Source organism: Rathayibacter sp. AY1F2 (assembly GCF_002930885.1).
GTDB lineage: Bacteria > Actinomycetota > Actinomycetes > Actinomycetales > Microbacteriaceae > Rathayibacter.
On record NZ_PSVG01000011.1, the window covers coordinates 1 to 26,839 of the forward strand.

Consider the following 26,839-nt stretch of genomic DNA (forward strand, 5'->3'; position numbering starts at 1 on the left):
GCCGATGGTACTGCAGGGGGGACCCTGTGGGAGAGTAGGACACCGCCGGACACCATTCACGATGGCCACCCAGAAATGGGTGGCCATCGCTGTTTAACCGGTCGGTCTCTGTTCGAGGACGAACAGGGCCGGCCGGAGCGACGATGACCGTCGTCGCCCGACTCCGGAACGAGGAGCAGCGATGACTCAGCACGACCCGACGCCCTCTCCGGAATCGAGGCCGCTCCAGAACGGCTTCGACGCCGTGGAGGAACACGTCCTGTCAGACGAGCTCCTCCGGATCGAGCAGACTCCGCTCAACGAGAGGGCAGCCGGATACGTCCAGCTGCAGGAGCAGCTGCGCATCCGACTCGAGAACGCGGACCGCGACCGATGACCGACGACTCGCGACTCGACTCGGCTCTCGCCGAACGGGGTATCGCCCGATCCCGCACCCATGCCGCTCGGATGATCGCCGACGGTCTGGTGACGGTGGACGGCGTCCCTGCACTGAAGCCCTCGATCCGCGTGCGCGACGATCAGGACGTCGCGGTCGCCGGCCTCGACCACTACGTCAGCCGCGCCGCCCACAAGCTGCTCGCCGCCCTCGACACCTTCGCGACGGTGCGAGTCGCCGGCCGGAACGCTCTCGACGTCGGGGCGTCGACGGGCGGGTTCTCGCAGGTCCTGCTCGAGCGCGGCGCCGCCTCGGTGATCGCGCTCGACGTCGGGCATGCCCAGCTCGCTCCGCGGATCCGGTCCGACGATCGCGTCCACGTGGTGGAGGGGTTCAATGCGCGGGATCTCACCACCGCCCGGCTCGCCGAAGCCGCCAGGACCGAGATCGTCCCGGACCTGGTCGTGTCCGACGTGTCCTTCATCTCCCTGCGGATGGTTCTGCCTCCCGTCGCCGCCTCTGTGGATCCGCTCGCCGACTTCGTGGTGCTGGTGAAGCCGCAGTTCGAGGTCGGCCGCTTGGGAGTGCGGGAGGGGATCGTCCGGGATCCCGAGCTGCGTCGCGAGGCTCTCTCGGACGTCCTGTGGTCGGCGTGGGACCTGGGGCTCGGCGTCGTCGGGCTGGCCGAGTCGCCACTCCCGGGGGGCGCTGGGAATCGTGAGTATCTGGCGCACCTCCACCGCGACCGCGGAACGATTCCGACAGAATGGAGGGACGCGGTCACCGCGCTCACCACCGGGTGACGCGATCGTGTCCGCCGCTGTCGACCGACCAGAAGGACACACCCTCGATGCAGTCCCCTCGTGACGAGCGCAACATCCTCGTCGTCGCCCACACCGGACGGACGGACTCCCTCGATGCGGCGGTCCTCGTCGTCGAGCGTCTCCGGAACTCCGGCGCCCACCCCGTCCTCTGCGCCGACGACAAGGGCGACATCGTCGCGGTCGCTCCGGATCTGAGCGACGTCGCCGTGCTCGGGTCCGACGTGCCGCTCGAGTCCATCGAGCTCGTGTTCGTGCTCGGCGGGGACGGGACCATCCTCCGCGCAGCGGAGATCGTCCGGTCCGGGACGGCCCCTCTGCTCGGCGTGAACCTCGGCCACGTCGGGTTCCTCGCGGAGAGCGAGCGGGACGATCTCGACGACGCCGTCGCCCGTGCGCTCGACGGCGACTACGCGGTCGAGGAGCGGATGACCCTGCAGGTGCGCGTCAAGATCGACGAGGCCGTCGTCTACGAGACCTGGGCGCTCAACGAGGCCACGGTCGAGAAGGGCAGCCGCGAGCGGATGCTCGAGGTCATGGTGGGCGTCGACGGACGTCCGCTGTCGAGCTTCGGCTGCGACGGCATCGTCGTGTCCACTCCGACCGGTTCCACCGCTTACGCCTTCTCCGGGGGCGGCCCCGTCGTGTGGCCGACCGTCGAGGCGATGCTCCTCGTTCCGCTCAGTGCCCATGCGCTCTTCGCGCGGCCCCTCGTCGTGGGCCCGTCGTCGAGCCTCGCCGTCGAGGTCAAGGAGAGGACCGACGGCGTCGGTGTCCTCTGGGCCGACGGCCGGCGCGCCTACGAGCTGCCGCCGGGAGCGCGCGTCGTCTATCGGCGCTCGCCCGTGCCGGTGCGCTTCGCGCGCCTGCACGACGCCCCCTTCACCGATCGACTCGTGCACAAGTTCGGTCTCCCCATCCGCGGATGGCGGGGGTCGGCGGAGACGGAGTAAGGCCCGATGCTCGAAGAGCTGCAGATCCGCGACCTCGGAGTGATCGCCGAGGCGACGCTCCCGCTCGGACCGGGCTTCACCGCTGTCACCGGCGAGACCGGCGCAGGCAAGACGATGGTGGTCACGGCGCTCGGCCTCGTGCTGGGCGCGCGCTCGGACGCGTCCGCGGTGCGCTCGGGAGCGAAGCAGGCCTGGGTGTCGGGGCGCTGGCTGGTCCCAGAGCAGGGCCCGGTCGCCGAGCGCGTCCACGACGCCGGCGGCGATCTCGACGGCCCGGAGCTGCTCCTCGCGCGCTCGGTCTCGGCGGAGGGACGCGGGCGAGCCGTCGTCGGCGGCCGGAGCGCACCGGTCAGCGTGCTGAGCGAGCTCGCCGATCAGCTGGTCGTCGTGCACGGGCAGTCGGACCAGATCCGCCTCCGCTCCGCCGCGGCGCAGCGCGAGGCGCTCGACCGGTTCGGCGGACCCGGTCTCGCCGACGCCCTCCGCGACTACGCGAGCGCCTTCGAGCGTTGGCGGGCCAACCGGGAGGAGCTCGACTCGCTCACCGAGGCCCGGGAGACGCGCGCCCGCGAAGCCGAACGGCTCCGCTCCGCCCTCGCCGAGATCGAGGTGGTCGCCCCCCAGCGCGGGGAGGACGTCGAGCTCGCGGCGCAGTCCGCCCGGCTCGGGAGCATCGAGCAGCTCCGGCTCGCCGCCGGCGAGGCCCGCGAGGCGATCTCGTCCGAGGAGCTGGACGGGCGGGACGCGCTCGGGCTCCTCGAGACGGCGCGGCGCGTGCTGGAGCGGGCGGCCGAGCACGACGCCGCGCTGCAGCCGACGGTCCAGACGCTCGGCGAGGCGGCGGTGCTCCTCGTCGACGCCGCCGGAGGGCTCTCCTCGTACCTGGCGGAGCTCGACCTCGACGGCGCGCACGACCTGGAGCTGATCGAGAACCGTCGGGCGGAGCTGTCCCTGCTCGCCCGCACCTACGGACCGACGCTGGACGACGTGCTCGACCTGGTGGACTCCTCCGGACTCCGCCTGCTCGAGCTCGACGGCGACGACGAGAGGATCGCGGCTCTCGAGGCCGACACCGCGGCCGACGCGGACCTCGTCGACCGCCTCGCGACCCGGCTGACCGAGCTGCGGACCGCGGCGGCCGCCGAGCTGGGGGAGCGGGTCAGCGACGAGCTCACCGCGCTGGCCATGGCGGATGCGCGCCTGCACGTGAAGGTGACGGCCGCGGGGGAGCCGAGCATCCACGGGCGCGACTCCGTCGAGATGCTGCTCCAGCCGCACACCGGGGCCGCACCCCGGCCCCTCGCCCGCGGAGCCTCGGGAGGCGAGCTCTCGCGGGTGATGCTCGCGATCGAGGTCGTGGTCGCCGCCAACGACCCCGTGCCGACGTTCGTCTTCGACGAGGTCGACGCAGGGGTCGGCGGAGCGGCGGCGATCGAGATCGGCCGACGGCTCGCGCGGCTCGCCGAGACGTCGCAGGTCATCGTGGTGACCCACCTCGCGCAGGTCGCCGCATTCGCCACGAACCACCTCCGCGTCGAGAAGGGCTCGGACGGCGCGGTGACCTCGAGCGCCGTGACGCAGCTCGACTCCGAGGAGCGGGTGTCCGAGATGGCGCGCCTGCTCTCGGGGCTCACCGACTCCGCCAACGCTCTCGCTCATGCGCGGGAGCTCCTCGAATCGAGTCGGCGGGGCTGATCGCGAGCGGCCCTGGACGACATCGATCCGTCCCGGACGGTCCGCCGCCGCCGTTCTGCTGTTACCGTGGAACCCCGTGGTGGACTTTACGAACGCGGGCCTTTCCTCTTCTTCTCCCTCGGATCCCGAGGGCTCCTCCGGGTCCTCGACCCGGAACGCTTCGACGGCCGGGCAGGACGCCCCCTCGAAGATCACGAAGCACATCTTCGTCACCGGCGGTGTCGTCTCCTCGCTCGGCAAGGGACTCACGGCCGCGAGCCTGGGCAACCTGCTGACCGCGCGCGGGCTGCGCGTCGTCATGCAGAAGCTCGACCCGTACCTCAACGTGGACCCGGGGACGATGAACCCGTTCCAGCACGGCGAGGTCTTCGTGACCGACGACGGCGCCGAGACCGATCTCGACATCGGCCACTACGAGCGCTTCCTCGACATCAACCTGAACCAGGCCGCGAACGTCACGACCGGCCAGATCTACTCGCGGGTCATCGCGCGGGAGCGCGCCGGCGAGTACCTCGGCGACACGGTCCAGGTCATCCCGCACATCACGGACGAGATCAAGCGGCGCATGCGCCTCCAGTCGGAGGACGACCCGCAGCCGGACGTCATCATCACCGAGATCGGCGGCACCGTCGGCGACATCGAGAGCCAGCCGTTCATCGAGTCGGCCCGCCAGGTCCGCCACGAGCTCGGCCGCCGCAACGTCTTCTTCGTGCACGTCTCGCTGGTGCCCTTCATGGGCGCCTCCGGCGAGCAGAAGACCAAGCCCACCCAGCACTCCGTCGCGGCGCTGCGCTCGATCGGCATCCAGCCGGACGCGCTGGTGCTGCGGAGCGACCGGCCCGTGTCGGAGTCGAACAAGCGCAAGATCGCGCTGATGTGCGACGTCGACGAGCAGGCCGTGGTCAACGCCAAGGACGTCGCGTCGATCTACGAGATCCCGCAGATGCTCAACGAGCAGGGCCTCGACGCCTACATCATCGACCAGCTGGGCCTCCCGGCCGGCGAGGTCGTCTGGGACGGCTGGTCGCGACTGCTCGAGGCCGTGCACGAGCCCAAGCACGAGGTCACCATCGGCCTGGTCGGGAAGTACATCGACCTGCCCGACGCCTACCTCTCCGTGACGGAGGCTCTGCGGGCCGGCGGCTTCGCGCAGCAGACGAAGGTCGCCATCCGCTGGATCGCCTCCGACGGGCTCGAGGACCCCGAGGCTGCGGCCAAGGCGCTCTCCGAGCTCGACGGCATCTGCGTGCCCGGCGGCTTCGGCATCCGCGGCATCGAGGGCAAGCTCGGCGCGCTGCGCTTCGCGCGGGAGAACGGGATACCGACCCTCGGGCTCTGCCTCGGCCTGCAGTGCATGGTCATCGAGTACGCCCGCAACGAGGCCGGCCTCGAGGGGGCCTCGTCGTCGGAGTTCGACCCGGAGACGGAGTTCCCCGTCATCGCGACGATGGCCGAGCAGGTCGAGATCCTCGCGTCCGGGGACATGGGCGGCACGATGCGCCTCGGCCTCTACACGGCCGAGCTCGCCGAGGGCTCGATCGTCGCCGAGGTGTACGGCGCACCTGAGGCTGCCGAGCGCCACCGTCACCGCTACGAGGTCAACAACCGCTACCGCGACCGGATCGCCGAGGCGGGGCTCTGGTTCTCGGGCCTCTCGCCCGACGGCCACCTCGTGGAGTGCGTCGAGCTGCCCCGCGAGAAGCACCCCTACTACGTGGGCACGCAGGCGCACCCGGAGCTCCGCTCGCGCCCGAACGCCGCGCACCCGCTCTTCCGCGGTCTCGTGACCGCCGCCCTCGAGCGCCAGGAGGCCTCGCGCCTCTTCCCGGCATCGGAGGCGGGCGCCGATGAGTGAGCCGCTGTCGGACGAGCTCGTCGAGCCGGAGGTCCTGACCAGTGAGCGCGTCTTCGACGGAATGGTCTGGGGCGTCCGCGCGGAGACGTTCCGCTACGGCGGCGGCGAGCTGCGCCGGGAGTTCCTCGATCACACGGGAGCTGTCGCCGTGCTGGCCCTCGACGACGACGACCGCGTCGCCCTGATCAAGCAGTACCGTCACCCGGTCCGCACCCGCGAGTGGGAGATCCCGGCCGGCCTGCTCGACGTGGAGGGCGAGGATCCGCTGGTCGCCGCTCAGCGGGAGCTGGGCGAGGAGACGGACCTGCAGGCCGAGCGCTGGGACCTGCTCTCGGAGTTCGCCACCTCGCCGGGCGGCAGCGACGAGGTCGTCCGGATCTACCTGGCCCGCGGGCTCTCGTCCACCGGCTCCGCCTTCGACCGCGAGGCGGAGGAGGCCGACATGGAGCTGCGGTGGGTGCCGCTGGACGAGGCGGTCGAGGCGGTCCTCGCCCGCCGGGTGCAGAACCCCTCGCTGACGATCGCGGTGCTCGCGGCGCACGCGTTCCGCTCGCGCGACTGGGACGGGCTGGGCGACGCGTCCTCGCCGTGGACGCGCCACCCGCGGGTCCGCCACCCCCGGGGGTGAGCCCCCGCGCCTGCGCCGAGGCGTACCTCCGGCAGGCGAGCGTGGAGCGCGGGCTCTCGGCGCACACGCTCGCGGCCTACCGGCGCGACCTGGAGCTCTACCTCGGCTGGCTCGAGGAGCGCGGGACCGTCGATCTGGCGCAGCTCGGACGGGTCGACGTGGGGGAGTTCTCCTCCTGGCTGGCCGCACGCCCGGAGCGGCCGCTCGCGGCGAGCTCGCGCGCACGGATCCTCTCGAGCGTCCGAGGGCTGCACCGCTTCGCCCTCGAGGAGGGGGTCGTCGCGGACGACGTGGCCCGGGACGTGGTGCCGCCGAAGATCCCGATGACCCTGCCGAAGGCGGTCACGGTCGAGCAGATGGCGGCACTGCTCGACGCGGCGCGCGGCGAGGAGCTCGCGGACCTGCGGGACCGGGCCCTGCTGGAGCTGCTCTATGCGACGGGCGCGCGCATCTCGGAGGCGGTGGACCTGAACGTCGACGACGTGGTCGCCGCGGAGGTGGTGCGGCTGACGGGTAAGGGGTCCAAGCAGCGGATGGTGCCGCTCGGCCGCTTCGCCCGCGAGGCGGTCGACGAGTACCTCGTCCGTGCGCGGCCCGAGCTCTCGCGGAGGGGGCGCGCGACGCCGGCGCTCTTCCTGGGGGTCCGCGGGAGCCGCCTGTCGCGGCAGAGCGCCTGGCTGGTCATCCGCGCCGTCGCCGAGAAGGCCGGGCTGGACCGGGAGATCTCGCCGCACACCTTCCGGCACTCGTTCGCGACCCACCTGCTCGCGGGCGGTGCCGACGTCCGCGTGGTGCAGGAGCTCCTCGGGCACGCCTCGGTGGCGACGACGCAGATCTACACGCTGGTGACGGCGGACACGCTCCGGGACGTCTACACGTCCGCGCACCCGCGAGCGCGGCGCTAGAGCCGCGGCCCCGCGCGGCGGGGCGCGGCGGCCGGGGAGCGGGGCGCCGGTACACTCGTCGGAGGCCGCGCGAGAGCGCACGCCGCCACGGAAGCGAGGACGACGCAGGTGACACGCAAGACGGACGACAAGGCCGAGCTCACCGGTCTCGAAGCCCCGACGCTCGGCCCGACCGGCCGCCCCCTGCGCGACTTCCCGCTGCCGGTGGAGCTCACCGGTCACGGCCCCGCTCGGATCATCTCGCTCTGCAACCAGAAGGGCGGCGTCGGCAAGACGACGACGACCATCAACCTGGGCGCGACCCTCGCCGAGTACGGCCGCCGCGTGCTGGCCATCGACTTCGACCCGCAGGGCGCCCTCTCGGCCGGCCTCGGGGTCACGACCTACGACGCCATCACGATCTACGACCTGCTCCTCGGCACCGTGAAGGACCCGGCCGAGGCGATCCGGAGGACCCGCGTGCCGGGCCTGGACGTCATCCCGGCCAACATCGACCTCTCCGCCGCCGAGGTCCATCTCGTCAACGAGGTCGCGCGCGAGCAGATCCTCGCTCGCGTGCTCCGCAAGGTGAGCGCGGACTACGACGTCATCCTGATCGACTGCCAGCCCTCGCTGGGTCTGCTCACGGTCAACGCGCTCACCGCGAGCCACGGCGTCCTCATCCCGCTCGAGTGCGAGTTCTTCGCGCTGCGCGGCGTCGCCCTGCTGATCGAGACGATCGACAAGGTCCGCGACCGGCTCAACCCGGTGATCGAGCTCGACGGCATCCTGCCCACGATGTACGACTCCCGCACCCTGCACTCGCGTGAGGTGCTCGACCGGGTGGTCGACGCCTTCGGCGACAGCGTGCTCGAGACGGTGATCGGCCGCACGGTGAAGTTCCCGGACGCCAGCGTGTCCGGCGTCCCGATCACCCAGTTCGCGCCCGAGCACAACGCCGCGAAGGCGTACCGCAAGCTCGCCAGGGAGCTGATCTCGCGTGGCGCGGTCGCCTGAGGTCCTCCTCGAGGAGCGCGCCGCTCCCACCGGGTTCCACCTCGCGCTGACCAACTTCGAGGGTCCGTTCGACCTCCTGCTGAGCCTCATCGCGAAGCAGCAGGTCGACATCACCGAGATCGCGCTGAGCGCCGTGACGGACGAGTTCCTCTCGTACCTGCACGGGATCGACTCGCTCGAGGGGCTGGACCGCGCGTCGGAGTTCCTCGTCGTCGCCGCGACGCTCCTCGACCTGAAGATCGCCGGACTCCTGCCCCAGGGCGAGCTCGTGGACGCGGAGGACGCGGCGCTGCTGGAGGCGCGAGACCTGCTGTTCGCCCGGCTCCTGCAGTACCGGGCCTTCAAGCAGGTGTCGTCGTGGTTCGCCGAGCGGATCGCGATCGAGACCGCCCGCCACGTGCGCGACGTGCCTCTGGAGGAGGAGTACCGGTCCGCGAAGCCGGAGCTCGTCTGGACCCTGTCGCCCGCCGACTTCGCCGCCCTCGCGACCGTCGCCCTCGCTCCGCGCGAGCTGCCGACGGTGGGCCTGGACCACCTGCACGCCCCGCAGATCAGCATCCGGGAGCAGGCCGCCCACGTCGTGGCGATGCTGCGCGCCCGCGGGAGGGCCACCTTCGGCGAGCTGATCGCGGACGCCGACGAGAAAGGCGTGATCGTCGCGCGCTTCCTGGCCGTGCTCGAGCTCTACCGGCACGCCGCGATCTCGTTCGACCAGCCGGAGCCGCTCGGCGAGCTCACGCTGCGCTGGGTCGCCGAGCAGTGGAGCGATGCGAGCCTCGCCGCGCTCGGAGCCGACTATGACTCCTGACGCCGGCCCCGGGACCGTCGCGTTCGAGATCGACCGGGCGATCGAGGCGATCCTGATGGTCGCGGACGAGCCGCAGCCGCTCGCCTCCCTCGCGACCGCGCTGTCGAGGCCGATCGCCGTGGTCCGCCAGTCGATCGAGCGCCTGGTCGCCGACTACGACGGCGCCGACGGGGCGATCCGCCGGGGCTTCGAGCTGCGCGAGGTCGGTGCCGGCTGGCGGATCTACGTGCGCCGCGAGTACGACCCGGTGGTCAAGGACTTCGTCCTGACGCAGAACCCGACGCGGCTCTCGCAGGCGGCGCTCGAGACGCTCGCCGTGATCGCCTACAAGCAGCCGGTCTCGCGCGGTCAGGTCGCGCAGATCCGCGCGGTCAACGTCGACTCCGTCGCGCGCACCCTCCTCGGCCGCGGCCTCATCGCGGAGGTCGGCCACGACCCCGAGACGGGCGCGGTCCTCTACGGCACCACCGAGCAGCTGCTCGTGCACCTCGGCCTCACCTCGCTCGACGAGCTGCCGAAGATCTCCCCCCTACTGAGCGACGGAAGAGACGGATTCGATGAGCGCGCCTGACAGCGGCCCCGACGGCGAACGACTGCAGAAGGTCCTCGCGGCAGCGGGGGTCGCCTCCCGACGAGTGGTCGAGGAGATGATCGTGGCGCGGCGGATCCGCGTCAACGGCGAGGTGGCGGACGAGCTCGGCCGCCGCATCGACCCGGCGACCGACCGGATCGAGGTCGACGGGGTCGCGGTGCAGCTGGACACCTCGCGCCGCTACGTCATGCTCAACAAGCCGATCGGCGTCGTCAGCTCGCTGGCGGACGAGAACGGACGCACCGACCTCAGCCTCTACACGAAGAACTTCGAGGAGCGGCTGTTCAACGTCGGGCGCCTCGACGCCGAGACCTCGGGCCTGCTGGTGCTGACCAACGACGGCGAGCTCGCCCACGTCCTCGCGCACCCGTCGTTCGGAGTGACGAAGACCTACATCGCGAAGGTGCACGGGCAGGTGCTCCCGCAGACGATCGCGACGCTGACCTCCGGGATCGAGCTCGACGACGGACCGGTGGCCGCCGACAAGGCGCGTCTCCTCGGCCGGCCGGAGGGCCGCTCGAACGCCTCGCTCGTCGAGATCACCCTGCACTCCGGTCGCAACCGGGTCGTGCGCCGGATGATGGCGGCGGTCGGCCACCCGGTGATCGAGCTCGTCCGGCGCCAGTTCGGGCCGCTGCACCTGGGCACCCTGCGCTCGGGCGATCTGCGCGACCTGACCCGGGAGGAGCTGGGCGCGCTGCTCACGATCGCGCGGCAGGGCGGCGAGGCGGTGGCGGCCGCTCCCGCGGTCCCCTCGAAGAAGGTGAGCGCGGGTGCGCGGCGGCCCCGGCCTGACAGCGGCGAGCGCGTCGCCCCGGCGGAGCGCGGCTCGGCCGGGCGATCCTCGGATCGCGGCGGATCGTCCGGACGGTCGTCCGACCGCGGCGGCTCGGCGGGACGGTCGTCCGATCGCGGCGGCTCCTCCGCCGGCGGCGGGCGGAGCGACGGTCCTCCGCGCCGGTCCGGCGCCGACAAGCAGCGCCGCGCCGATCGCTAGGCTGTCGGGGTGAACGAGCTCCTGCACCCCGCGCCGCCCGCGATGCGGACGACCGGGACGGTGCGGGTGGTCGGCTCCGGACTGCTCGGCGCCTCCATCGGCCTCGGCCTCGCCTCCCGCGGGATCGACGTCGTCCTCGACGACGCCTCGCCCGCTAGCCTCTCCCTCGCCATCGACTACGGGGCCGGCCGCGCCGCCTCCCCCGACGACCGGCCCTCCGTCGTCGTCGTCTGCGTCCCCCCTGACGTCACCGCGAGCGTCGTCGAGCGCGAGCTCGCGGCGCACCCCGGAGCCGTCGTCACCGACGTGGCGAGCGTCAAGACCCAGCCGCTGCGCGAGCTGCGCTCCCGCGGCGTCGACCTCGCCCGCTACATCGGCTCGCACCCGATGGCCGGCCGCGAGCGCGGCGGACCGGTCGCCGCGCGGGGAGACCTCTTCGTCGGCAGACCCTGGGTGATCTGCCGCGACGGCGAGACCGCGCCCGACGCGCTCGCAAGGGTGGAGGGCCTCGCTCTCGACCTCGGCGGCACCATCGTCGAGATGGACCCGGAGGAGCACGACCTCTCGGTCGGCCTCGTCTCGCACGCCCCGCAGGTGATCTCGTCACTGCTCGGCCAGCGCCTCCTCGACGCCCCGAACGCGGCGCTCCGCCTCGCCGGGCAGGGCGTCCGCGACGTCTCGCGCCTGGCGGCCTCGGCCCCCGAGCTCTGGATGCAGATCCTGGCCGCGAACCGCGAGCACGTCGTCGCGGTGCTCGACGCCTTCCGCGACGACGTCGCCGCGGTCGCCGACGCGCTCCGCGACCTCGAGGCGCCCGGCTCGCGCCGCGTGCTCGCCGAGCACCTCGCCGCGGGCAACGCCGGAGTGGCGCGCCTGCCCGGCAAGCACGGCCAGGACCAGCGCTTCTCGACCCTGATCGTCCTCGTCGACGACTCTCCCGGAACCCTCGCGCGGCTCCTGGTGGAGATCGGCGAGGCGGGCGTCAACCTCGAGGACGTGCGCCTCGAGCACGCGCAGGGGCGTCGAGTGGGTCTCGCCGAGATCTCGGTCGTGCCCGAGGCGGTCGCGCCGCTGACCGAAGAACTGACCATACGCGGCTGGAGGATCGCCGGATGAGCACCGAGCAGAACAGGCAGGAGGGCGGCCTGAACAGGATGACGCCCGCCCGCCGGGCACAGCAGAGCATCCCGGAGGACGGGGGCGCGGCTCCCGAGCGCGAGGCGCGCTCCGAGGCCGCCGAGCAGGGCGACTTCGGCGAGTCCGTCGTGGTCGCCATCGACGGCCCGGCCGGCAGCGGCAAGTCCAGCGTGTCGAGGGCTGCCGCCCTCCGCCTCGACTTCGAGTTCCTCGACACGGGAGCGGCCTACCGCGCGCTCGCCTGGCACGGGCTCGACCGCGGCCTCGACTTCGAGGACCAGGACGCGATCGTCGACGCGCTCGACGGCTTCGACTACTCCATCGGCACCGACCCCGAGTCGTACTCGGTGTGGGTCGGTCCGACCGAGGTGACCACCGCCATCCGCGAGCCCCGGGTGACCGCGCGCGTCTCGGCCGTGGCGAAGGTCCCCGAGGTCCGTCGGAGGATCACCCTGCTGTTCCGGAGGATCATCGGCGAGACGCGTCGGGAGGGCATCATCGTCGAGGGCCGCGACATCACGACGGTCGTCGCACCGACCGCTCCGGTCCGGATCCTGCTGACGGCGAGCGAAGAGGCTAGAATGGCCAGGCGTTCGCGCGAGGTCACCACGGAATCCGCCGAGGCGACGGGTCAGGCGCTGCGGTCGAGGGACCGCGCCGACTCGCAGGTGGTCGACTTCATGAACGCCGCAGAAGGAGTCACTCTTCTCGACTCCACTCATCTCGACTTCGAGCAGACCGTCGACGCGGTCGTCGCCGAGGTCCGAACTTCGAGAGCAAGGGCCGGTCATGGCACAGGACACGCACGTCGGTGACGACGAGCTGAACTTCGGAGACGACGACCTCGTCGAGCGCCTCGGCGACCTCGACGAGCAGCTCGCCTCCTCGCGCGCGCAGGCGCTCCGCAGCGGACTCGAGGACTACGACCTCGACGAGGAGGACCTCGACCTCCTCGAGTTCGCCGGGGAGGACTCGGACGACGTCCGCTACCTCCCCGCCCTCCCGGTCGTGGCGATCGTGGGCCGCCCCAACGTCGGCAAGTCCGCGCTGGTGAACCGCATACTCGGCCGCCGCGAGGCCGTCGTCGAGGACACCCCGGGCGTCACGCGCGACCGCGTGTCCTACAAGGCGGAGTGGATCGACCGGGCGTTCACCATCGTCGACACCGGCGGCTGGGAGCCCGACGCCCGCGGCATCGACGCCTCCGTCGCCATGCAGGCCGAGATCGCCATCGACCTCGCCGACGCCGTCATCTTCGTCGTCGACGCGAACGTCGGCGCGACCGCGACCGACGAGCACGTCGTGAAGCTGCTGCGCAAGACGAAGAAGCCGGTCTTCCTCGCCGCCAACAAGGTGGACGACGCCCGCCAGGAGCCGAACGCCGCCTCGCTGTGGTCGCTCGGCCTGGGCGAGCCCCGCCCCGTCTCGGCCGTCCACGGCCGCGGCGTCGCCGACCTTCTCGACGCGGTGCTCGAGAAGCTCCCTCTGGAGTCGGCCGTCGCCAAGCGCGAGGTCGGCGGGCCGCGCCGCGTCGCGATCCTCGGCCGCCCAAACGTTGGCAAGTCCAGCCTGCTCAACAAGGCGGCGGGGGAGGAGCGGGTCGTCGTCAACGAGCTCGCCGGCACCACGCGCGACCCGGTCGACGAGCAGGTCGAGATCGCCGGCAAGGTCTGGCGCTTCGTCGACACCGCGGGCATCCGCCGCCGCGTGCACCTCCAGCAGGGCGCCGACTTCTACGCGTCGCTGCGCACCTCGACCGCGCTCGAGAAGGCCGAGGTCGCCGTCGTCGTCCTCGACGTCTCGCAGCCGATCTCGGAGCAGGACGTCCGCATCATCGACCTGGTGCTGGAGTCGGGCCGGGCGCTCGTGCTCGCCTTCAACAAGTGGGACCTCCTCGACGACGAGCGCCGCCGCTACCTCGAGCGCGAGATCGAGACCGACCTCGCCCACGTGGCGTGGGCGCCCCGCGTCAACATCTCGGCCCGCACCGGCCGCCACCTCGAGAAGCTCGTGCCGGCGCTCGAGCTCGCCCTCGAGTCGTGGGACACGCGCATCCCGACGGGCAAGTTCAACGCGTTCCTCGCCGAGCTCACCGCGGCGCACCCGCACCCCCTCCGCGGAGGCAAGCAGCCCCGCGTGCTCTTCGGCACGCAGGCCTCGTCGCGCCCGCCGACATTCGTCCTCTTCACGACCGGGTTCCTCGACCCGGGCTACCGCCGCTACATCGCGCGCCGCCTGCGCGAGATCTACGGCTTCCAGGGGTCGCCGGTGAACGTCAACATGCGCGTCCGCGAGAAGCGCGCGCGCTGAGCGCAGCCGTACCGTGTCCGGCCCGTGGGAGCTCCTCCCGCGGGCCGTCCGCGTCTCCGGGAGGAGCGGTCGTCGAGTCGAGGGGGCGGATGCTGCTGCCGAGGCGTCACGGCCGAGCGGGACAGCTCTCTCGAGAGGGAGCGAGGAGCCGCGCGGTCCGGCTTGCGGAGTTGCGGCCGCCCTCGAGCCGAGCGGTCGACTCTCTCGGCGAGCGTCTGCGCAGCGGCGCCCGACGAGGCCGGTCAGTCGCCGGTGGCGAAGGGCCACCACGGCGGCAGGAGCCGTCGGTAGGCGGCGAGGTAGCTGCCGGGATCGCGGGGCGCGGGCAGACGGAGCCACTGCTCCATCAGGCCGACGGAGCCCGCCGCGAGGAACGAGGCCGTCGCGTCCTCGAGGAAGCCGAGCGGTGCGTCCGCGGCCGGGACGTCGAGGATCCCCGTGTCGAGCGTCGCGGAGACGGCGGTGCGGAAGTGCCCTGCCAGCATCGCGCGGAGGCCCGAGTCCCCGCCGGGGGCGTCGAAGGCGCGGAGGTAGAGGTCGCGGTGGCCGTCCAGGTGGCCGAGGACGCGGGAGGTGCCCTCGCGGATGCTCGCGTCGGTCGCGGCACCGCTCCGGAGCTGCTGGAGGTAGCCCTCCCGGATCGCGTCGAGCTCGTCCTGCAGGGCGGCGCAGAGCAGCTCCGCGGCGGACGAGGCGTGGGCGTAGAAGGTGGAGCGGTTCACGCCGGCGAGATCGGTGATCTCGGAGACGGTGAGGGTGGCGACGTCGCGGCCGGTCGCGAGTTCGACGATCGCCCGGTGCAGGGCCACCTGTGATCGCTTCTGCCGCGCATCCACTGCTGACGCCTCCCGAGCTGCCGACGGCGCGTCGACCCGTGCCGACGCGTTCCGCCCAGCGAGTCTACGGGGCCCGCTCGTTTTCACTTCCGGCGTCGGCATCCGCTAAGGTAGTCGAGTTGCCCGGGCCTCGGCCCGGTCTGCCACGGGCTGTGGCGCAGCTTGGTAGCGCACTTGACTGGGGGTCAAGGGGTCGCAGGTTCAAATCCTGTCAGCCCGACGGAAAGCCCTGATGAGACCACTGGTCGTCGTCAGGGCTTCCGTCGTTTCCGGGCCTCGTCGTGACGCTGCGGACCGCTCACCGGAGCGCTGCGGCGACCTCGGCGAAAGCCACGCGACGTCGAGCGGAGCGCGCCTCCCGCTCGGCGGGATCCCGTGCCCAGAGCGCCTGTCGCGACGGATGGAAGGTGCGGATCACCGTGAGGCCGCGCTCGCGCTCGATCGCCGGGTGCCGCCTGAGGAGGCGCCGCCAGCCGTGATCGGCGTCGCCGCCCTGCAGGAGGACCACCTCGACGTCGGGGGCGAGCGCGAGCAGATGCAGGACGGTCTCGACGCCGGCGTCGAGCTGCTCGGCGTTCGGGGCCCGGTTGATGTACCAGGGGTAGGCGTTCCACGGCAGCAGGTCGGCGGGGGCGAGGCCCACCTCGTCCATCAGCCCGGCCATGAGCTCCGCCGTCGGGTCGTCGTTCTCGGTGCAGAGGAAGCCGCTTCCGATGCCGTCCTGAGTGGCGGGGCCGGGATCGCGGAGGACGCTGAGGACGCGCGCCTCCACTCCGCCGTGCAGGGGCGCGACGTAGGGCAGCCAGCCGCGTCCGTAGGGGTTCCGCAGCTCGTCGACCCAGCGGTTCACGGGAGCCACGTGCGGTGCGTAGCGCTGCTCCCACTGGGCGCGGCGGAAGGAGAGGTCGGCCATGGAGCGGGGCATGTCCGCACCCTAGAGGGTGACCGGGGCGGCGCGGCACCCTTCCTGGTCGTCGGCCGTGCCGGCGGCGTCCGGACTGAGAGGCCGGAGCGGCATGCACGGCGTCTCCCCGACCGCCCGCAAGGGCGGCGGCAGGCCGGCTCCCTAGCGTCGGTGGACGTGACCCACTCCGCTCCGCTCGCCCGCTGGTGGCGCGAACGCTGGTGGGCGCGGCTCACCCTCCTCGCGATCCTGTGCGGTTCGACGGCCCTCACCGGCTGGAATCTCGCCCGGGGCGGAGACGCCGTCTTCTACGAGGCGGCGGCACGGTCGATGTCGGAGTCGTGGCACGCGCTGGCGTTCGGAGCCTTCGATCCCGCCGCCACGGTGACGCTGGACAAGCTGGCGGGGTTCGCGGTGCCGCAGGCGCTGAGCATCCGGCTGTTCGGCATGTCGACGTCGTCGATCGCGCTGCCGCAGCTGATCGAGGGGCTGATCACGGTCGCGGCGTGCTCGGTCGTCGGGCTCCGGTGGGGCGGCCGGGGGCTCGGGCTGGTCGCGGCGGCAGCGGCGGCGAGCACGCCGATCTTCGTGTCGATGTTCGGGCACCCGATGGAGGACGGGCTGCTCACGGCGGCACTCGCCGTGGCGCTGGTGTGGTGGCAGCGCGCGGTGCTGACGGAGCGGTGGTGGCCGCTGCTGATGACCGGGCTGTCCATCGGGATCGGCTTCCAGGCGAAGATGATGCAGGCCTGGTTCGTCCTGCCGGCGCTCGTGGTGGCGACTCTCGTCGGGGTGCGCGGGTGGCGCCGAGCGCTCGCCTGTGCGGGCGGGCTCCTGGCCGTCGCGGTGGGCGCCTCGGTGGCGTGGATGGTCGCGATGCAGGCGGTGCCGGCAGGGGACCGGCCCTACATCGACGGGTCGACGGGGAACGACGTCTTCGCGATGGTGTTCGGGTTCAACGGGCTCGACCGGCTGATCCCGGGAGCGGTGCCCGGCGCCGTCGTCGCTTCCGCCCACGTGGCGACGATGGGCGGAGCAGCGGGGTCTTCGCCGGCCAAGCTGCTGCTGGCGCAGTACGCGACGCAGGTCGGCTGGCTGTATCCCGCGGCGCTCGCCGGGCTGGTGCTCGGCGCCGTGCGCTGGTGGCCGCGGCGGGGGAGGCGGGGAGGTGCCCGCGGTGCCTTCGCCCTCCTGGTCTGCCTCGCGGTGTGGCTGGTGACAGCGGCGGGCGTGCTCTCGGTGGCGACGGTGCCGCACACCGCCTACGTCGCGGCGATCGGAGTGCAGCTGGCGCTCCTCGCGGCGCTGGGCTGGGCGGAAGCGGTGCGGCTGCTCGCGTCGACCCGGGTCGTCGCGCGGCTGGTGCTGCCGCTCCTCCTCGTCGCGCAGACGGCGTGGAGCGCGGTGCTCGCCGTGGGCGGGCAGCTGCCCGCGGTGCTGGGCCTGCCGTTCGCGGCGCTCGCCGGAGCAGGGCTCGTCGTGGTCGCGGTGGCGGCCCGGTGGAGTAGGGGCGGTGCGGCGGCGAGCAGAGGCGCGGCCCGGCATCGTTCGATCGCGCTCGCAGCGGCCGTCGTGATCCTGGCAGGGCCGATCGCGTTCAGCCTCCAGGTGCTCGACGCGTCCCTCGACGGGTCGGGCGGGGACGCGCTCGTCGGCCTGCGCTTCCCGCAGAGGGCCGAGACCTCGGCTCCGTTCGCGGTCTCGTCGCCGGACGCGGTCGGCGGGCACGACTCGATGACCGCCGACGAGACCGCACTGGTCGCCGCTGCTCGTGCCGCCGGCGGCGGGGTGGACGGAGCGCCCCTGTTCCTCACCGACTCCTGGGCGATCTCGGCGCCGATCATCACGGCGACCGGCGCGAGCGTGCTCACCGACGGCGGCTACTCCGGCCAGGCGCGGGTCTTCACCGAGCAGGACGTCGCCGGGATGATCGCGGCAGGACGCACGCCTCTGCTGGTTCTGAAGAACTCGCCGCCACCGACCGAGTCGGTGCGGAAGGCCGTGGTGGCGGACGGATGCACACAGCTGCAGGAGTGGGGGCCGGCGGCGACGGAGTCGGGAGAGCACGCCTCCGCGGTCACCGGGTTCTCGTTGTGGCGGTGCGTGGCGATGCCGCACGGCTCGGCGCGCGGGGTGTCGGGTGCCGGCCAGTGACGCCGTAGGGCAGTTCTCGCCTGGACGAGATCGGCTCCCGCCGGAACGATCGCCCTCGTCCTTGCGCTCGACGGGTCAGGCCAGGCCGAGGAGGTCGAGCGTCCAGGCGTGAGCGAGGACGTTCTCCTGGTGGGACTCCTCGGGCGTCAGTCCGCTGAGGTGACCGCCCGAGGTCGCACGGAGGACGACGTGCGCGGGATCGTCGCGCTCAGCCACTGCCCGGTAGGCGCTTGCGAATTCCGCGATCGCCGACGCGTCGACTCGGGCATCGCGGAGACCGGCTCGAATCCACGCGCGCGGAAGCGGTCGGCTCCGCCCCACCATTGTGGCGATCGTCGCGAGTGGAGAGAGCCCGCTCGCGAGGATCCAGTCAGGGTCACCGAACTCCTCACGGTCGGACGCCGCCGCGGCTGCGGAGCGATCATCGAGCGCGCCGACGGGATCGAGGAAGGGATGCACGAGGTGGAGGCCACGGAGTTCTGCGGGGCGACGGAGGCAGACCGTCGCAGCGACCAGCGCGCCCGCGCTCGCCGCGGTGAGAAGGAGCCGGTGCGAGTCGATCCCTGGAAGCTCACGAAGCAACGCCAGGCAGGCGAGGAGGTCCTCGATCGGGCGCTCGCGGCCGAGGCCGGTCGCCTGCCGATGCCACTCCGGGCCGTTCTCTCCGCCCCCGCGGACATGGCAGTAGGCGATCGCGGCTCCGCGCGCGAGGAGGTCGTCCGTGAAGGGATCGAACGGCCCCTCGAGGCTGATGCCGTAGGCGCCGTAGACGTGGACGACGACGGGACAGCTGTCGGCGCCGTCAGGAGTCATCAGGGTGAGCGGGACGAGGGTGCCGTCCCGGCTCGGCGCAGTGAGTGACGTGACCTTCATCCGTTCTGTGACCTCGGTGGCGAGTGCCTTACCCGGTACAGGGGTGACGCAGTGGGCGCGGTGAGCAGGGGAGGAGACGAGCATGATCGGGTGGCGGGTGATCGGATCGACGGCGGGAACAAGGGTCCCGGCCGCCGGCGCGAGCCAGAGCGCGTCTGCCCCGCCGCCGGGCAGCCACACCGCTCTCCTGCCGGACGACCGACCGAGTACGAAGAGCTCACCCTGGGCCTCCTGCAGGTGCTCCGCCTGAAGGGCCTTCGGAACGGGAACCTCGAGAGGACGCGTCGAGCCGGTCATCCGGACGACTCCGTGCCGTCGATACAGGACCGCGAGGCCGCCCCTGCAGGCGGAGACATCCGCGTTCTCCGTGCCGAGGTCGAGGCGACGGCACGTCGGGGGACTGCTCTCCTCTCCGGTCAGCACCCAGTACCGGGAGTCGCGCGCCCCTCTCGATGCGAGTACGGCGATCGCCCCGGCGACGCTGCGCAGATCGAGCCTCCGAGCCTGATCGGGCTCTTCGAGCAGCACGTGGGGAGTCGTCAGGCTGCGATGCCACCAGACCGCCTGCCAGGGCCGACCCGCGTCGTTCCGCCTTATCCAGAGGAATCCGTCCGAGAACGATCGGATGCGCGGGGAGACGGGGCGCTCGTCCTGAACGATCTCGACGGCTCCGCTCCTGGTCGCGACGGCGACGCGGATGCGGTGATGCTCATCACCGTCCTGATCGCTCACAAGTGCGAAAGCGGCGGCGCCCGGCGAGAGCACCAGAGACTCCTGCGGTGCGATGACGAGGGTGTGCTGCACGGGGCGCCCGTCGGGATCCCGGAGGAGCACCTGCCGGGGGCCTGTCGGCTCCGCGGCTGCGCTCGACGGCTGCAGAGCTGCGAGATGTCGCAGCCGTCCGGCGATCGCAGAAACCCGAGGCGGCAGTGCGTCGCGACCCGTGATCACGTCAGACACCCTGCTCACGCAATACCGGTCCAGGGGGACGGCGAAGCCGAGCCTGCGCGGGAATCAGGAGGATCAGCGAGAGCACGATCCACGAGCCGATGAGGCCGAGAACGACGCTCGGGACCGGCCAGATCACTACCCCTTCGCCCAGTGCTGCGTGACTGACGAGCCAGCAGACCGCGCCGGTGGCGGCGACGGGTGCGGCAGCTGCTGTGGAAGCGGCGAGGGACATCGCGAGGCTCTCGGAGACGACGAGCCCGATGATCTGTCGGCGCTGCAGGCCCGCTGCCTGGAGCAGGGCGATCTCGCGCTCGCGGTTCTGCGCAGAGAGAGCGACGACAGTGGCGCTGGTGGCGAGCATCGACACGGCTACGACTGCGACGATCGTCAGAACATCGGTGAGATCGGCGCGGGTCCCGGGCCGGACCGCCGTCGTCATGGCGACGACGGACTGCACCGCGCACAGGAGCACGGCGATCGCCCCCAGCCCTGCCGTGAGCGGCGCGATCGTGGCGGTGCTGACCTGCACCCGGGCTGCTGCCGCGCGGATTCCGAGAGCCGCGACGACGAGACCCGATCGGGCGGAGAGCGCGTGCAGAGCGCGGAAGACGAGCGCGATCACCTCCGGGCAGAGGAGGTAGACGGCCACGAGGACGCTGCCTCCTACGTCGACGGCCAGGTTGAACATCGGCGCCGGTCCGGTCGCTCCGAGTTCTCGAGCAGAGGCGGATGCCGTGACAAGGCCGGAGGCGATGAGGAGGAGGGCGATGCCGCAGCCGATCCGCACCGCGCGCATCGCCGTACCCGGTCGACCGCTCCCGACTTCACGCAGCGCGGCGCTCGGCGGCGTGCGGGCGGCGCGGCGCGCGGGCAGGACTCCGCCCGCCAGAGCGGTGAGCGTGCCGAGCGCCAGCGTGACCACCGGAGCCCAGGGCGCGAGCGAGAAGCTCGGAAGATCGACCTCGGACGAGACGGCACCGTTGAATGCGGGAACCGCCCAGAACGCCAGCAGTGTCGAGAGGAGCGCTCCGATGCCGGCGCCGAGGAGACTCGCGATGCCGAGCACGAGGAGAGTGACGACGAACACCTGGGCTCGGGAGGCGCCCAGCAGGAGCCAGAGCGCGTGCGTGCGTCCTGTGGCCAGAACGCTCGCTCGGCCGACGATCGTCAGGGCGACCCAGCCGACGAGCGCCACGACAGTGTAGATCGTGATCGAGAGGATCCGGAACTCCCCGAGCGCGACGCCGGCCTCCGTGACAGCGGCGGTGAATGCGGGGTCGCCGGTCCAGGCGAACTGCTGAACGCACAACCCGATCAGCGTCGCCATCAGGGCGACCACAGCGATCGCGGGAGACCATCGGCGCCACTCGTCGGCGAACAGGCGTACGACGTAACGGGACACGAGTCAGGCCCCGGCCTCTTCGAGGATGCTCAGCAGCTCATGGCTGGTGCAGCGTCCGGTCGTCCGCACGGTCCGACCATCGTGCATCACCACGACCGTGTCCGCGAGGGCTGCGGCGTCGAGATCGTGCGTGACCATCACGATCATCTGGCCCTCGTCCGCCATCGTCCTCAGAGTCGACAGGACGACCCGCGAGCTCTGCGAGTCGAGGGCGCCGGTCGGCTCGTCGGCGAAGACGATGCCGGGCCGCCGTGCAAGGGCGCGGCAGAGAGCGGTCCTCTGTTGCTCACCTCCCGAGAGCGTTCGCGCCGGCGCACGGCGCCGGTCGCGCAGGCCGAACGATTCCACGAGTCCACCGATCAGGTCGTGCGGCACGGGTGATCGGTCGAGCCTGAAGGGGAGCGCGATGTTCTCCTCGACATCGAGGAAGGGCACGAGGTTGTACTGCTGGAACACGAACCCGATCTGGGCGCGGAGCATGCGAGCGCGATCGGCCGCTGACAGCCTGTTCACGTCCCGGCCGTTGACCTCGACGACGCCGGACGTCGGCCGGTCCAGTCCGCTGAGGCACATCAGGAGAGAGGACTTGCCGGAGCCGGAGCGGCCGACGACAGCGGTGAGCCCGCCCCCTTCCAGATCGATGTCGCAGCCCCGCAGGACGGTCGTCCGCTGCCGGCCTACGGTGATGACCTGCTCGACGGCTCGAGCCTGGAGGGTGGGGATCATGAGCGTTTCTCCTCGACGAAGGTGGGGACGTCTTACTCGTGAGACGCCCGCGATCCACGTCATGCTGGATCGCTGGCGCCCGGTAGCGACTATCAGCAGTTGCCCCACGTGATCGAGCTGGGCCAGCCCGGGCACGGCGAGATGACGCTGAAGGTGCTGACGCGCGCGGCGTCGTGCGCGTCGGCCTCACCTTCGAGGGTCTGGAAATCGAGGATCCGGTTCATGTGATCACCTCCTCTCCTCGTCTCGGGCCGACTCGGTCAGAGTCCGAACGGCAGGGCGGAGCGTCCGGTCTCGAGCTCGTCGAGCGCTGCGAGCACTCCGAGCGAGCCGGTCAGGTAGTCCGACGAGAGTCGGAGGTTCTGGTTGCCGCGGAAGAAGACGCCGGTGTCGTCGAGCACGGCGTGCAGGCGCAGCGACCGGACGTGCGAGCGGAGGACCTCCTCGAGTTCCGCGCTCGGGCGGTGCAGTACGCGGCGGCGGAGGTAGACGAGGAATCCGGACAGACCGTGGGCGAGTGAGGCCTGCGCGCACTGCTGGTAGGACGCGGCGGCGTCGATGGACGCGAGGGGATCGGCGAAGAGCTCCTCGCCCGTGACCCGCCGCAGCTCCAGGATCGCCAGGCCGGGCCCGGTCGAGCCGATCCCCAGGTAAGGAAGAGTCCTCCATCCCTCATCGAACTCGAGAGTGTTGTTCCGGGTGATCGCACAGCGCGCCAGATCGGCGTCGACGGCTCGTATCGCGAGCGTGATGTACAAGTCGTCGCCAGTGGCTTCGTGGAGTCGGGCGAACAGGATCGCGGCCGCAGACCATCCGTGCAGGAGGCCGACGGAGGCTCCTCGGACGTCCTCATCGAGCAGCGTGGTGAGATGGTGGGCCGCCTCCGACGGGTCCCCTCCGTCTGCGAGCTCGGCGAGCCCTGCACCGGCCCACCCCGACCACAGCGTCGGACCTGAAGGGGCGGCCGAGGGCCTGCGGTCGAGGACCTCGAGTGTGCGCGCGAGTCCTGCCTGGCGAGCCGCGTAGCGAATTCCCTCGCGTCCGCAGAGACCACGCGACCGCACCTGGGCCACGCGAGCGGCGAGCCAGTGATCGGCGGCCTCGAGGTCGACATCTCCGGATCGTCCTAAGACAGCGACGACTCCAGCCGCGCCGTAGGGGAATCCGGCACGGTGGTCCGCGCTGTCGCGGGCGAGGACAGGGATGTCTCCGGGAACGACCGGCGAGTCGTCCGTCCACTGAAGCACCGATGCGACACCGCGGGCGATCTGGCCGCGCAGCTGGTCGTCCGAGAGGGCGGCGAGTCGACCGACGTCTTCGTCGATCGACCTCTGACCGGAGGCGGGGAGTACGTCGAGGGTGGAGGTCCTGATCGACCGCAGCACGGCGGGCGGAACCGCGAGATCGTCTGCGGCTGCTCGGAGGAGCTGCTCGATCTTCGCGACGTTGCCCTGGTCGGCGATCGTCGCTTGGGGGAAGAGGAGATCGAGTTCGAGGATGCCGAGCGACCACTCGTCCGCTTCCGTCCCCTTCAGGCCTTCCAGGGGCTCGTAGCCGGGCGCTCCCTGGCGACAACGCCACTCCGGATCCATTCGATGCGCGAACTCGAAGTCGAGGAAGCACGGGTGCGTGCCGTTCCGCATGATGACGTTCTTCGGGTGGATGTCGCCGAGCAGCCATCCTGCGCGGTGCACGGAGGCGAGAGCGGCGTCGAGGCGAGCGACGGTCGTGGTCAGCCAGGAGGTGTATGCAGGGTCACCGACGCGCCACGGTGCTGGTCGGAGCAGCGGAGTCCTCGTCATCCATTCGCGCTTCAGATCGTTCCCCTCGATGCACTCCATGACCAGGTATCGGTGCTCCCAGGCCGTGAAGGATCCGTAGAAGACGGGTACGCAGTCCAGGGACTGCAGATCGACGAGCACCTCCTCCTCATGAGCCAGGCGAGTCACGGCGTCGACTCCGTCGGCGTCCAACCCGGCGTGCGGGCGCGCCTCCTTGAGGACCACGATCGTCCCGATCGGCACGAATTCGTCGGTCGTCGCTTCAGCGAGATAGACACCACCACCGTTCGAGAAGTGCAGCGCTGAGAGCATCGTGAAGCCGAAGGCGACCTCTTCCTCGTTCTCCGCCCCGACAGTGACGGACTCCGGTAGTGAAGCCCACGGGGGAGGTGTGAACGTCGGCCGCCGGACGTCCTCCACCTCGTTCCCGTCCGCGTCGAGCACCGTCGAGACGAAGCCGCTCTCCGTCTCGGACGGGACGAAGGCGCCGTAACGGAAGTGCACAGGCCCGGACTTCCACCGCCGGTCGGACAGTACGTACGGGCCTCTGAACCCGCGAAGACGGACGTCGAGGTCCTCCAGCGCTCGGGCGAACTCGTCGTCCGAACCGGGATACACGGTGATGAACTTCCCAGCTCCCGCTCGATCGGCGTACTTGCCGTTCTGCATCAGAAGGTGAGAGGTGGTCGAGAGATGCTTGAAAGGCAGTCGGGAGGCGAAGCAGTAGCGTGCAGCAGCGGCGAGGACCTTCTCCGCGTCATCGAGTGTCGACGAGAGGTGGAGCTTCCATCCCTGACGAGGGAGGAGGCAACCGTCCGGCATCCAGTTCCGCCACGGCCGCGACTCCCTCACCTGCCAGTCCTCCGGAGCGAAGGACGCGACGTCGAAGGCGTCGCCATCGATGTCGTCCCCCTCCTCGGCGACCGCGTAGAACGGGTTGCCCGGGCGGCAGTACCGGAGATATTCGAGGTCGAGCGGCATCGCTTCCCTTTCCTGTCCGACTTGTCTCGCGGTGCGGGATGCGGCTCCCGGCGCTGACTTCGAGGCTAGGAAGGTCCGCAGTCGACCACCTCCCGCCGAAGTCACGGATGAGGATGACCGGAGTCACGGTGAGGGCGTGACTGCGGTCACGGGTCGGCATCCCGGAGTCGGAGCTACAGTTGTCGACATGGGCTCAACTCCGGAGACGGCGGCGGAGATCTCCGCGCCGTCAGCGGCAGGACACGAGCGGGTCGCGGTCGCGCCGTCCCTGTCGAGCACCGTGGACAGGACCGTCATCGCACTTCAGGCGATCGCCCTGTGCTGCCTCGTCCTGGCAGGGATCCTGGGCGTCGTGGACTCCGCGCAGAGAGGCACGGGTGCAGCGGTCGCGGTCACATGGCTCGCGCTGGTGCCTGTGATCGCCGGGCTCTGGGCCGTCCGGCCCCGACTGATCCGAGCGGGACACGGGGTCGCCGTGACGACGGTGTCCATCGTCGCGGCGACGCCGGTCGTCGTCTTCGGCCGGCTCGATTTCACGATCCCGGTCCTCCTCCTCGTCGTGGCGTTCGCGGTGGTCGACGTCTCGCTCCGCGCAGGGGCGCACGCGATGATCTGGATCGCCTCCGTCGGACTGGCCCTCCATGTCGGGGGCGCCGTCGGCTCGGGGAGGGCGCTGCTCTCCGGAGTGCTCGACGGTCTGCTCAACGTGGTGCCCGTGGCCGTGCTGATGTGCTTCGGGATCGCCCTGGGACTCTCTCTTCGCGGCTTCGAGAGCGAGCGATCCGCCGACCAGCGTGTGATCAGGCGGTTGCATCGCGCCTCCGAGACGGAGAAGGAGCTGCTGCTGTCGGACGAGCGCGCCCGGAGCGCACGCGAGCTCCACGACGGCCTCGGGTACAAGCTGACCCTCGTCTCGATGAGTCTCGAGCTCGCTGATCGCCTGCGCTCCGCCGATGCCGAGCAGGCGTGGGCCGAGGTCCGCACCGCCCGATCCACGTCGAGCGAGGCTCTCGCGGACATGCGGATGTGGGTACGAGCGCTCAGTCCCTTCCGGGACGCGGGCGCCCGCGGCCTGGCTGCGCTGGAGTTGATCGCGGAGTCCTTCCGCGGCACGGGCGTGACCGTGGATGTGGTCGGCGACGAGGCGTCGGACCGTGTGCTCACCAGCGACGATGAGACCGCGCTCGTCGTCTACCGAGGCGTGCAGGAAGGGCTGACGAACGCTCTGCGGCACGGCGCTGCCCGCAGAGTCCGCATCGATATCGAGACGGACGACGTCCGGCTCGAGCTCTCGCTGCTCAGCGACATCGGCGCGGGAAGGAGCAACGGGATCAGCGACGGCGAGCCTGTGCTGGGGTTCGGGCTGCGCGGCCTCGACGATCGCGCGACGGCTCGCGGAGGTCGGTTGACGGCGCGGCGCATCGGCGACCGGTTCCTCCTGCGCCTCTCGATCCCTCTCGGAGGCGCCGACGGGGAACGGGAGAGCCGCGCCTCGTGACGGAGACGACACCGAGGCGAGTGCTGCTGGTGGAGGACCAGCAGATGATCCGCCGTGGGCTGGTCATGCTCCTCTCGACGGTCGAGGGTGTCGTGGTCTCGGCCCAGGCCGAGAACGGACAGGCTGCTCTGCACATTCTGCGCACGACGGAGGTGGACGTCGTCGTCACCGACGCGCGGATGCCGGTCATGGGCGGCGTGGAGCTCGCCGCCGAGTGTGCGCAGCTCCATCCGCGTCTGCCCGTCCTCCTTCTGACGACCTTCGACGACGACGCGCTCGTGCAGGCGGCCCTCTCGGCCGGCGCTTCCGGATTCCTCCTGAAGGACACCTCGGTGGAGGGTCTCGTCGTGGCCCTCGACGCGGTGATCGCCGGCGGGATGGTGATCGATCCGCGCGTCGCCCGGCCGGCCGTCCAGCCGGGTCGCACCGGCGAGAGCCCGCTGACGCTGCTCACGCGGAGCGAGCGGGTGGTCGCCGAGCTGGTGGCCGAAGGGCGGAACAACAGGGAGATCGCGGCCGCCCTCGTGCTCGCCGAGGGCACCGTGAAGAACCACGTCTCGGCGCTGCTGCGCAAGCTCGGCCTCCGCGACCGCACCGCCCTCGCGCTCACGCTCTACAAAGGCTTCCGCCCCGACGGCGCCTGAAGGCGCTGGTCGGATT

The 26,839-nt window shown here is 71.5% G+C and carries 23 protein-coding genes, 1 tRNA gene and 1 pseudogene; 18 read left to right on the forward strand and 7 right to left on the reverse strand.

The window, feature by feature from the left end; genetic code table 11:
* The first annotated feature begins 181 nt into the window (after positions 1 to 181).
* The 14 genes and pseudogenes from C5C54_RS10030 to der all read left to right on the forward strand — a co-directional run bounded on the left by C5C54_RS10030 (position 182) and on the right by der (position 14,073).
* Complete coding sequence (locus C5C54_RS10030) at positions 182 to 376, forward strand: hypothetical protein (RefSeq protein WP_104225427.1); 195 nt, start codon at positions 182 to 184, stop codon at positions 374 to 376.
* Positions 373 to 1,179, forward strand: coding sequence for a TlyA family RNA methyltransferase (locus C5C54_RS10035; protein WP_104288276.1), 807 nt, complete (start codon positions 373 to 375; stop codon positions 1,177 to 1,179). The genes C5C54_RS10030 and C5C54_RS10035 overlap by 4 nt, the downstream gene beginning before the upstream one ends.
* A 47-nt stretch (positions 1,180 to 1,226) precedes the next feature.
* A complete protein-coding gene (locus C5C54_RS10040; RefSeq protein ID WP_104222498.1) occupies positions 1,227 to 2,150 on the forward strand; it encodes an NAD kinase in 924 nt (307 codons plus the stop codon).
* Between the two features lie 6 nt (positions 2,151 to 2,156).
* Entirely contained in the window at positions 2,157 to 3,845 is a 1,689-nt protein-coding gene (gene recN, locus C5C54_RS10045; RefSeq protein ID WP_104288277.1) for a DNA repair protein RecN, read from the forward strand.
* A gap of 190 nt (positions 3,846 to 4,035) precedes the next feature.
* On the forward strand, positions 4,036 to 5,700 hold the full coding sequence (locus C5C54_RS10050; protein ID WP_104269193.1) for a CTP synthase: 1,665 nt from the start codon (positions 4,036 to 4,038) through the stop codon (positions 5,698 to 5,700).
* Positions 5,693 to 6,328 carry an NUDIX hydrolase gene (locus C5C54_RS10055; RefSeq protein WP_104288278.1) on the forward strand — a complete coding sequence of 212 codons (636 nt, stop codon included), beginning with the start codon at positions 5,693 to 5,695 and terminating at the stop codon, positions 6,326 to 6,328. Before C5C54_RS10050 ends, C5C54_RS10055 begins: the two co-directional genes overlap by 8 nt.
* Entirely contained in the window at positions 6,325 to 7,233 is a 909-nt protein-coding gene (gene xerD, locus C5C54_RS10060; RefSeq protein ID WP_104238573.1) for a site-specific tyrosine recombinase XerD, read from the forward strand. The genes C5C54_RS10055 and xerD overlap by 4 nt, the downstream gene beginning before the upstream one ends.
* Positions 7,234 to 7,341: 108 nt before the next feature.
* A complete protein-coding gene (locus C5C54_RS10065; RefSeq protein WP_104222502.1) occupies positions 7,342 to 8,229 on the forward strand; it encodes a ParA family protein in 888 nt (295 codons plus the stop codon).
* The gene (locus tag C5C54_RS10070) at positions 8,213 to 9,037 is read left to right on the forward strand and encodes a ScpA family protein (protein ID WP_104267431.1); all 825 of its coding nucleotides are present in this window, start codon (positions 8,213 to 8,215) and stop codon (positions 9,035 to 9,037) included. The genes C5C54_RS10065 and C5C54_RS10070 overlap by 17 nt, the downstream gene beginning before the upstream one ends.
* Positions 9,027 to 9,608: an SMC-Scp complex subunit ScpB gene (gene scpB / locus C5C54_RS10075; protein WP_104238575.1), complete on the forward strand. Its 582-nt coding sequence runs from the start codon at positions 9,027 to 9,029 to the stop codon at positions 9,606 to 9,608. Before C5C54_RS10070 ends, scpB begins: the two co-directional genes overlap by 11 nt.
* Positions 9,595 to 10,353 (forward strand): annotated as a pseudogene (locus C5C54_RS10080) (pseudouridine synthase); the annotation flags it as partial. The gene scpB and the pseudogene C5C54_RS10080, both read left to right, overlap by 14 nt.
* A 315-nt stretch (positions 10,354 to 10,668) precedes the next feature.
* Positions 10,669 to 11,742, forward strand: coding sequence for a prephenate dehydrogenase (locus tag C5C54_RS10085; protein ID WP_104288302.1), 1,074 nt, complete (start codon positions 10,669 to 10,671; stop codon positions 11,740 to 11,742).
* On the forward strand, positions 11,739 to 12,578 hold the full coding sequence (gene cmk / locus C5C54_RS10090) for a (d)CMP kinase (protein ID WP_258063288.1): 840 nt from the start codon (positions 11,739 to 11,741) through the stop codon (positions 12,576 to 12,578). Before C5C54_RS10085 ends, cmk begins: the two co-directional genes overlap by 4 nt.
* Positions 12,553 to 14,073 carry a ribosome biogenesis GTPase Der gene (gene der, locus C5C54_RS10095; protein ID WP_104288279.1) on the forward strand — a complete coding sequence of 507 codons (1,521 nt, stop codon included), beginning with the start codon at positions 12,553 to 12,555 and terminating at the stop codon, positions 14,071 to 14,073. Before cmk ends, der begins: the two co-directional genes overlap by 26 nt.
* Positions 14,074 to 14,315: 242 nt before the next feature.
* On the opposite strand, the gene C5C54_RS10100 is transcribed toward der, so the two are convergent.
* Positions 14,316 to 14,909, reverse strand: a complete 594-nt coding sequence (locus tag C5C54_RS10100; protein ID WP_181069118.1) for a TetR/AcrR family transcriptional regulator — start codon at positions 14,907 to 14,909, stop codon at positions 14,316 to 14,318.
* A gap of 146 nt (positions 14,910 to 15,055) precedes the next feature.
* Here C5C54_RS10100 and C5C54_RS10105 point away from each other — a divergent pair.
* A tRNA-Pro gene (locus C5C54_RS10105) sits at positions 15,056 to 15,129 on the forward strand.
* A 78-nt stretch (positions 15,130 to 15,207) separates the two neighbouring features.
* Here C5C54_RS10105 and C5C54_RS18330 read toward each other — a convergent pair.
* On the reverse strand, positions 15,208 to 15,834 hold the full coding sequence (locus tag C5C54_RS18330; RefSeq protein ID WP_104273319.1) for a uracil-DNA glycosylase: 627 nt from the start codon (positions 15,832 to 15,834) through the stop codon (positions 15,208 to 15,210).
* Positions 15,835 to 15,990: 156 nt separating this feature from the next.
* On the opposite strand from C5C54_RS18330, the gene C5C54_RS10115 reads away from it, so the two are divergent.
* A complete protein-coding gene (locus C5C54_RS10115; protein ID WP_104288304.1) occupies positions 15,991 to 17,967 on the forward strand; it encodes a glycosyltransferase family 39 protein in 1,977 nt (658 codons plus the stop codon).
* 75 nt (positions 17,968 to 18,042) lie between these two features.
* Here C5C54_RS10115 and C5C54_RS10120 read toward each other — a convergent pair whose 3' ends face one another.
* From C5C54_RS10120 to lanKC, 5 genes are all read right to left on the reverse strand, one after another.
* The gene (locus C5C54_RS10120) at positions 18,043 to 19,644 is read right to left on the reverse strand and encodes a prolyl oligopeptidase family serine peptidase (RefSeq protein ID WP_146078818.1); all 1,602 of its coding nucleotides are present in this window, start codon (positions 19,642 to 19,644) and stop codon (positions 18,043 to 18,045) included.
* 148 nt (positions 19,645 to 19,792) lie between these two features.
* Complete coding sequence (locus C5C54_RS10125) at positions 19,793 to 21,193, reverse strand: FtsX-like permease family protein (RefSeq protein WP_104288280.1); 1,401 nt, start codon at positions 21,191 to 21,193, stop codon at positions 19,793 to 19,795.
* A 3-nt stretch (positions 21,194 to 21,196) separates the two neighbouring features.
* Positions 21,197 to 21,919, reverse strand: coding sequence for an ABC transporter ATP-binding protein (locus C5C54_RS10130; RefSeq protein WP_104225415.1), 723 nt, complete (start codon positions 21,917 to 21,919; stop codon positions 21,197 to 21,199).
* A gap of 92 nt (positions 21,920 to 22,011) precedes the next feature.
* The gene (locus C5C54_RS18335) at positions 22,012 to 22,143 is read right to left on the reverse strand and encodes a hypothetical protein (RefSeq protein ID WP_258059251.1); all 132 of its coding nucleotides are present in this window, start codon (positions 22,141 to 22,143) and stop codon (positions 22,012 to 22,014) included.
* A gap of 36 nt (positions 22,144 to 22,179) precedes the next feature.
* Positions 22,180 to 24,681, reverse strand: a complete 2,502-nt coding sequence (gene lanKC / locus C5C54_RS10135) for a class III lanthionine synthetase LanKC (RefSeq protein ID WP_104288281.1) — start codon at positions 24,679 to 24,681, stop codon at positions 22,180 to 22,182.
* Between the two features lie 187 nt (positions 24,682 to 24,868).
* Here lanKC and C5C54_RS10140 point away from each other — a divergent pair, with 187 nt between their 5' ends.
* Both C5C54_RS10140 and C5C54_RS10145 read left to right on the forward strand, forming a co-directional pair.
* Positions 24,869 to 26,179, forward strand: a complete 1,311-nt coding sequence (locus tag C5C54_RS10140; RefSeq protein WP_104222531.1) for a sensor histidine kinase — start codon at positions 24,869 to 24,871, stop codon at positions 26,177 to 26,179.
* A gap of 29 nt (positions 26,180 to 26,208) precedes the next feature.
* Positions 26,209 to 26,823, forward strand: coding sequence for a response regulator transcription factor (locus C5C54_RS10145; protein ID WP_258063291.1), 615 nt, complete (start codon positions 26,209 to 26,211; stop codon positions 26,821 to 26,823).
* The last annotated feature ends 16 nt before the right edge of the window (positions 26,824 to 26,839 follow it).

Bases quoted from the DNA above. Each gene is read 5' to 3' on its own strand.
- C5C54_RS10140 (WP_104222531.1), top strand. From the start codon at position 24,869: ATGGGCTCAACTCCGGAGACGGCGGCGGAGATCTCCGCGCCGTCAGCG.
- C5C54_RS18335 (WP_258059251.1), bottom strand. From the start codon at position 22,143: ATGAACCGGATCCTCGATTTCCAGACCCTCGAAGGTGAGGCCGACGCG.
- C5C54_RS10035 (WP_104288276.1), top strand. From the start codon at position 373: ATGACCGACGACTCGCGACTCGACTCGGCTCTCGCCGAACGGGGTATC.
- C5C54_RS10085 (WP_104288302.1), top strand. From the start codon at position 10,669: ATGCGGACGACCGGGACGGTGCGGGTGGTCGGCTCCGGACTGCTCGGC.
- cmk (WP_258063288.1), top strand. From the start codon at position 11,739: ATGAGCACCGAGCAGAACAGGCAGGAGGGCGGCCTGAACAGGATGACG.
- C5C54_RS10055 (WP_104288278.1), top strand. From the start codon at position 5,693: ATGAGTGAGCCGCTGTCGGACGAGCTCGTCGAGCCGGAGGTCCTGACC.
- recN (WP_104288277.1), top strand. From the start codon at position 2,157: ATGCTCGAAGAGCTGCAGATCCGCGACCTCGGAGTGATCGCCGAGGCG.
- scpB (WP_104238575.1), top strand. From the start codon at position 9,027: ATGACTCCTGACGCCGGCCCCGGGACCGTCGCGTTCGAGATCGACCGG.
- C5C54_RS18330 (WP_104273319.1), bottom strand. From the start codon at position 15,834: ATGCCCCGCTCCATGGCCGACCTCTCCTTCCGCCGCGCCCAGTGGGAG.
- C5C54_RS10130 (WP_104225415.1), bottom strand. From the start codon at position 21,919: ATGATCCCCACCCTCCAGGCTCGAGCCGTCGAGCAGGTCATCACCGTA.
- C5C54_RS10040 (WP_104222498.1), top strand. From the start codon at position 1,227: ATGCAGTCCCCTCGTGACGAGCGCAACATCCTCGTCGTCGCCCACACC.
- der (WP_104288279.1), top strand. From the start codon at position 12,553: ATGGCACAGGACACGCACGTCGGTGACGACGAGCTGAACTTCGGAGAC.
- lanKC (WP_104288281.1), bottom strand. From the start codon at position 24,681: ATGCCGCTCGACCTCGAATATCTCCGGTACTGCCGCCCGGGCAACCCG.
- C5C54_RS10030 (WP_104225427.1), top strand. From the start codon at position 182: ATGACTCAGCACGACCCGACGCCCTCTCCGGAATCGAGGCCGCTCCAG.